Source organism: Chitinimonas sp. (genome assembly GCF_041904975.1).
Classification (GTDB): Bacteria; Pseudomonadota; Gammaproteobacteria; order Burkholderiales; family Chitinimonadaceae; genus Chitinimonas.
This window is the reverse complement of sequence record NZ_JAYRLZ010000291.1, coordinates 1-5,041: the sequence shown is the minus strand read 5'-3', so window position 1 is coordinate 5,041 and position 5,041 is coordinate 1. Positions and strand designations below refer to the sequence as shown.

7 protein-coding genes are annotated in these 5,041 nt (G+C 59.8%); all 7 read right to left on the bottom strand.

Annotation, left to right across the window (positions count from 1 at the left end; all coding sequences use genetic code 11):
* The coding region (locus ACE3OH_RS19160) for a flagellar motor protein MotB (RefSeq protein WP_374356962.1) at window positions 1–141 on the bottom strand (141 nt) is incomplete at its 3' end.
* 103 nt (window positions 142–244) lie between these two features.
* A complete protein-coding gene (gene motA / locus ACE3OH_RS19155) occupies window positions 245–1,099 on the bottom strand; it encodes a flagellar motor stator protein MotA (RefSeq protein ID WP_374356958.1) in 855 nt (284 codons plus the stop codon).
* Between the two features lie 372 nt (window positions 1,100–1,471).
* Window positions 1,472–2,059 (bottom strand): ribonuclease HII, encoded by a 588-nt coding sequence (gene rnhB, locus ACE3OH_RS19150; protein WP_374356956.1) that lies wholly within the window; start codon window positions 2,057–2,059, stop codon window positions 1,472–1,474.
* On the bottom strand, window positions 2,059–3,231 hold the full coding sequence (gene lpxB, locus ACE3OH_RS19145; protein WP_374356954.1) for a lipid-A-disaccharide synthase: 1,173 nt from the start codon (window positions 3,229–3,231) through the stop codon (window positions 2,059–2,061). Before lpxB ends, rnhB begins: the two co-directional genes overlap by 1 nt.
* A 6-nt stretch (window positions 3,232–3,237) precedes the next feature.
* On the bottom strand, window positions 3,238–4,014 hold the full coding sequence (gene lpxA, locus ACE3OH_RS19140) for an acyl-ACP--UDP-N-acetylglucosamine O-acyltransferase (RefSeq protein ID WP_374356952.1): 777 nt from the start codon (window positions 4,012–4,014) through the stop codon (window positions 3,238–3,240).
* Window positions 4,015–4,018: 4 nt separating this feature from the next.
* Complete coding sequence (gene fabZ / locus ACE3OH_RS19135) at window positions 4,019–4,480, bottom strand: 3-hydroxyacyl-ACP dehydratase FabZ (protein ID WP_374356960.1); 462 nt, start codon at window positions 4,478–4,480, stop codon at window positions 4,019–4,021.
* A gap of 4 nt (window positions 4,481–4,484) precedes the next feature.
* A partial coding sequence (locus ACE3OH_RS19130) for a UDP-3-O-(3-hydroxymyristoyl)glucosamine N-acyltransferase (RefSeq protein WP_374356950.1) occupies window positions 4,485–5,041 on the bottom strand: 557 nt, incomplete at its 5' end.

Below are 5,041 nucleotides of genomic sequence, written 5' to 3'. Positions count from 1 at the left end.
CAGAAACCACATCAGCAGAAAGAACGCCATCAAGGCGGTCACAAAGTCGGCATAGGCGATTTTCCAGGCGCCACCATGATGGCCATGCTCGCCTTTCTTGATCTTTTTGACGACTATGGGGCGTTGCGAATCATCGCTCACGGCTTATTCCCCCTGCATGGCAAAGCGCACCCAACCAGGACCGGGGAGCCAGCCGGCAACTTGCAGCGCGAAGTCAAAACCAGAAGACCAAAAGCCACCATTGCTAGCCTTTCTTGCTTTTGACGTATTCTTCCAGCTCGGAAAACGAAGGCCGCATATGGCTTTCCATCACCTTGCGGCCAAACTCGACCGCAACCTGGGGCGCATATCCGTTCAGACTCGCCAGCAAGGTGACTTTGATGGTCTGAAAAACACGGGTGCTCTCGTTTGCCTTGTTTTCCAGGATTGCACCCAGCGGACCCACAAATCCATAAGCCAATAAAATACCCATGAACGTACCGACCAGGGCCGCGCCGATCAGTTTTCCCAACTCGGACGGTGGCAAATGCAGGGATCCCATGGTGTGCACCACCCCCATCACCGCCGCTACGATACCGAAAGCCGGCAGCGCATCGGCAAGCTTGACATAGAATGAACCGGGAACCTCTGCCTCATGGTGATGGGTTTCGATTTCCACATCCATCAGATTTTCGATTTCAAATGCGTTCAAATTACCACCAACCATCAGTCGCAGGTAATCGCAGATAAATTCGATAACATGATGATCCATCGAGACTATCGGATATTTGGCAAACATCGGGCTCGAATCGGGCGTTTCCACATCCCCTTCAATCGACATCAGCCCTTCTTTCCGCACCTTGGCCAATATCTCAAACAGTAGTGCGTACAAATCGAGATAAAAGGCGCGTGTATAACTGCTGCCCTTGAAAATTGCCGGGGTGGCTTTCAATACATCCTTGAGCTTGGGACCGTATGCCACAACCATCGCGCCCAAGCCACCACCAAAGATGATGACGATTTCACTTGGCTGCCAGAGCACCCCCAGATGACCACCATGTGCCGCATAGGCGCCGAAAATACAGGCGCTCATGAAAATGTAGCCGATGATTACAAACATCTAACAGCGCTCCCCGTGGGCTCTGGCACGACATTCGATGGCGACAATGCAGGCATCGTCAAGGCATCTTAGTTGCCGCTCGTGCGCTTTGACAAACTTGCTGTTGCAATTGCATCAGCCTGGGGAGGCGTGAAGCTGACGGCCATTCGGCTGAATCCGTCCCGCACGGCAGGGTCCGGCAAAAGGCTATGGCGCATAAATCATTGATCTTTAGCGCCTTTTCCCATCGAAGTGCATATTGATGCGGTATGTGGTCACCCGATCAGCAGGACAAAGGACAGCTGCACCCGCGCATGCCGGTGCCGCCGGCTGATAGGCCAGCAACGCCACCCGGTCGACATGCACCGCATTACGTTGGATATTGGCCGGGCCTTACAGCATGGACAGCTGTTGCGCAGCCAGCAACCTGGCTACCGGACCGAAGCTGCGGCGATGCACCGGACTCACGCCCAGTTCCTGCAAGGCTTGCAGATGGGCCGCAGTGGGGTAGCCCTTATGCGTGGCAAAGCCATAGCCCGGGTAGAGCGCATCGAGCTCCAGCAATTCGGCATCGCGCGCCACCTTGGCCAGAATCGAGGCGGCAGAGATTTCTGCCACCTTGGCGTCGCCTTTGACGATGGCCCTGGCCGGGCATGGCAGCGCGGGTGGGCAGCGATTGCCGTCGATCAATGCTTCATCCGGTATCAGGCCCAGCGCCTCGATTGCGCGGCGCATCGCCAGCATGCTGGCATGCAAAATATTCAGACTGGCGATTTCCTCGACACTGGCCTGGGCAATGGCCCAGGCTTGCGCACCGTGCTTGATCTGCTCCGCCAAGGCATCGCGGCGCCGCTCGCTCAGCGCCTTGGAGTCCGCCAGTCCGACTATGCCGTGGTCTGGCCCGAGCACCACTGCCGCCGCATAGACCGAGCCGGCCAGCGGGCCTCGGCCGGCCTCGTCCACCCCGCAGATTATCGGCATCAGGCGCGGCCCTGCAGATGCCGCACAATGCGGTCGGCAGCACGCTCGGCCGCATCCTGGCGCAAGGCGCGGTGCTGCTCGGTGAACAGCTCGGCCAGGCCAGCCGCCAGCCGCCGTTCATCGATCAGATTGCCCAGCGCCTGAGCCAGGTTTTGCGGGCTGGCATCATGCTGCAGGAATTCCGGCACGACAAAGCGCCCGGCCAGCACATTGGGCAGGCCGACATAGGGCAGGCGCATTTTCTTCTTGACCATCCGGTAGGTGGTTTCGCTGAGCTTGTAGGTGATCACCATAGGCCGCTTGGCCAGCATCGCTTCCAGGGTCGCGGTGCCCGATGCCACCAGCACCGCATCGGCCGCCTGCATGGCTTCCTGGGCATGGCCGAACATCAGCCGCAGCGGCAGGTCCAGCGCATTATGCTGATAGCGCGCCGCATCGAATAGATCGCGGGTTTCGCGAGTGACCAGCGGCACCAGGAACTGCGCATTCGGATAGCGCGCATGCAGCAAGCGGGCGGTTTCGATAAACAGCTCGGCGTGGTACTGGATCTCGCTGACCCGGCTGCCCGGCAGCATGGCAAAGGTCAGCTGAGCCGTTGGCACACCAATCTGCTCGCGCACCGCATCGCGATCGATTTGCAACGCCATCTCGTCGGCCAGCGGGTGACCGACATAGCTGGCCTTGCCGCCCACCGCCGCATACAGCGCCGGCTCGAACGGGAACAGGCACAGCACTTCATCGCAGGAGCGCTTGATCTTGTGTACCCGCTCGCCACGCCAGGCCCAGATCGACGGGCTGACAAAGTGCACGGTGGGAATGCCGGCTTCCTTGACCTTGCGCTCCAGGCCCAGATTGAAATCCGGTGCATCGATGCCGATCAGCAAATCCGGGCGCTCGCGCAGGCAGGCGCGGCGCAGATCGGCACGGATACCGAGCAGCTCGCGCAGATGCTTGATCACTTCCAGATAGCCGCGCACCGCCAGCTTTTCCATCGGGAATAGCGAAACGGCACCGGCAGCCTGCATTTTCGGGCCGGCAATGCCGGCGAACTGCGCGTCCGGCAGGCGCTTGCGCAAGGCTTCGATCAGGCTGGCGCCAAGCAAATCGCCGGAGGACTCCCCGGCGACGATGGCGATACGCGGGCCGTTATGGCCTTTGAACAGTGTCGGCATGAAAACTCAGCGAATGATGCCGCGGGTCACCTGCGGGAAAAAGTCGGCGAAGGGTTGCAGCTCCGGCAGGGTTTCAGCCCGTTTGCAGATGTCGGCAACCGCCTCATCCAGGCTCAAGCCCTGTCGGTACAAGGTCTTGTAGGCACGCTTGATTTCGCTGATCTGTCTGGCTGTAAAGCCGCGCCGGCGCAGCCCCTCGCTATTGATGCCGCTCGGCGCCGCGCGGTTGCCGGCGGCGGTGACATAGGGCGGCACATCCTGGGTAACCGCTGCGGTGAACGCGGTCATGGCATGCATGCCGATCTTGCAGAACTGGTGCACGGTGGTGAATCCACCGAGAAATACCCAGTCACCCAGCGTCACGTGCCCGGCCAGTGTGGCGTTGTTGGCCAGGATGATATGGCTGCCCAGCTGGCAGTCATGGGCGATATGGGTGTAGGCCATGATCCAGTTGTCATCGCCGATGGCGGTGATGCCCTGATCCTGGCTGGTGCCGGTAGAAATGGTGACGAACTGGAATACCGTATTGCCATCGCCGATGGTGAGGCGAGTGGGCTCACCGGCATATTTCTTGTCTTGCGGCGCGCAACCGATATGGCTGGAGCCATGGAACACATTATTGGCGCCAATGCGGGTATGGCCATCGACGATGCAATGCGGCCCGAAGCGGCTGCCCTTGCCCGCTTCGACATGTTCGCCGATCACGCAAAACGGCCCGACTTCGACATCGTCGGCCAAGCGGGCCGATGGGTGTACGACGGCAGTGGAATGGATATTCGCCATTACATCAGGCCTTGGCCGTTTCACCATGCTGCTTGACCGACACCTGGGCGCACATCAGATTGGCCTCGGCCACCACATTGCCGTTGACGCGGGCTACCGCCGCATACTTGCAGACATTGCGCAGACGGCGCTCCAGCGTCACTTCAAGCATCATCTGGTCGCCGGGCATCACCTGCGCCTTGAAGCGCGCATTGTCGATGCCGGCAAACAGGTAAAGATAGCCATCCTTGGGCTTGTCACCACTGGTCTTGAAACTCAGCACCCCGGCGGCCTGCGCCATCGCCTCGACGATCAGCACGCCCGGCATCACCGGGTACTTGGGGAAATGGCCGACGAAGAAAGGCTCGTTGTACGACACATTCTTCAGCGCGACGATGCGCTCGCCAGGCACCAGCTCGGTTACCCGGTCGATCAGCAAAAACGGAAAGCGATGCGGCAGATATTCCAGGATGCCCTGGATATCCATGGTTTCAAGCACTTGGGTCATTGTTGTGTTCCCTTGTCGGTGTCATGGCACCGACTTTACGTTCGAGTTCTTTCAGGCGTTTTGCCATGGCATCGAGCTTGCGCAGATGCGCAGCATTGCCGAGCCAGTCTTCATGTTTCTGCATCGGGTAGTGGCCGCCATATACACCGGCCTGGCTGATCGACTTGCCGACCAGGGTGCCGCCGAGCACGGTAACCCGGTCGGCAATCTCGATATGGCCAACCATCATCACCGCCCCGGCAATGGTGCAATAGCTGCCGATACGGGTAGAGCCAGCAATGCCGGTGCAAGCGGCGATGGCGGTGTGGCGGCCGATCTGCACATTGTGGGCAATCTGCACCAGATTATCGATGCGCACGCCGTCGTCGATCACCGTGTCGCCCAAGGCGCCGCGATCGACCGTGGTGCCGGCACCGATTTCCACATCATTGCCGATCAACACCCGGCCGATCTGCGGAATCTTGTACCAGGCTTCACCGGTCCAGGCATTGCCGAAACCATCGGCACCGATCACTGCATTGGCATGGATGATCACCCTCT

Coding starts and splice junctions, on each gene's coding strand:
- fabZ (WP_374356960.1), bottom strand. CDS start 4,480: ATGGATATCCAGGGCATCCTGGAATATCTGCCGCATCGCTTTCCGTTT.
- lpxB (WP_374356954.1), bottom strand. CDS start 3,231: ATGCCGACACTGTTCAAAGGCCATAACGGCCCGCGTATCGCCATCGTC.
- rnhB (WP_374356956.1), bottom strand. CDS start 2,059: ATGCCGATAATCTGCGGGGTGGACGAGGCCGGCCGAGGCCCGCTGGCC.
- motA (WP_374356958.1), bottom strand. CDS start 1,099: ATGTTTGTAATCATCGGCTACATTTTCATGAGCGCCTGTATTTTCGGC.
- lpxA (WP_374356952.1), bottom strand. CDS start 4,014: ATGGCGAATATCCATTCCACTGCCGTCGTACACCCATCGGCCCGCTTG.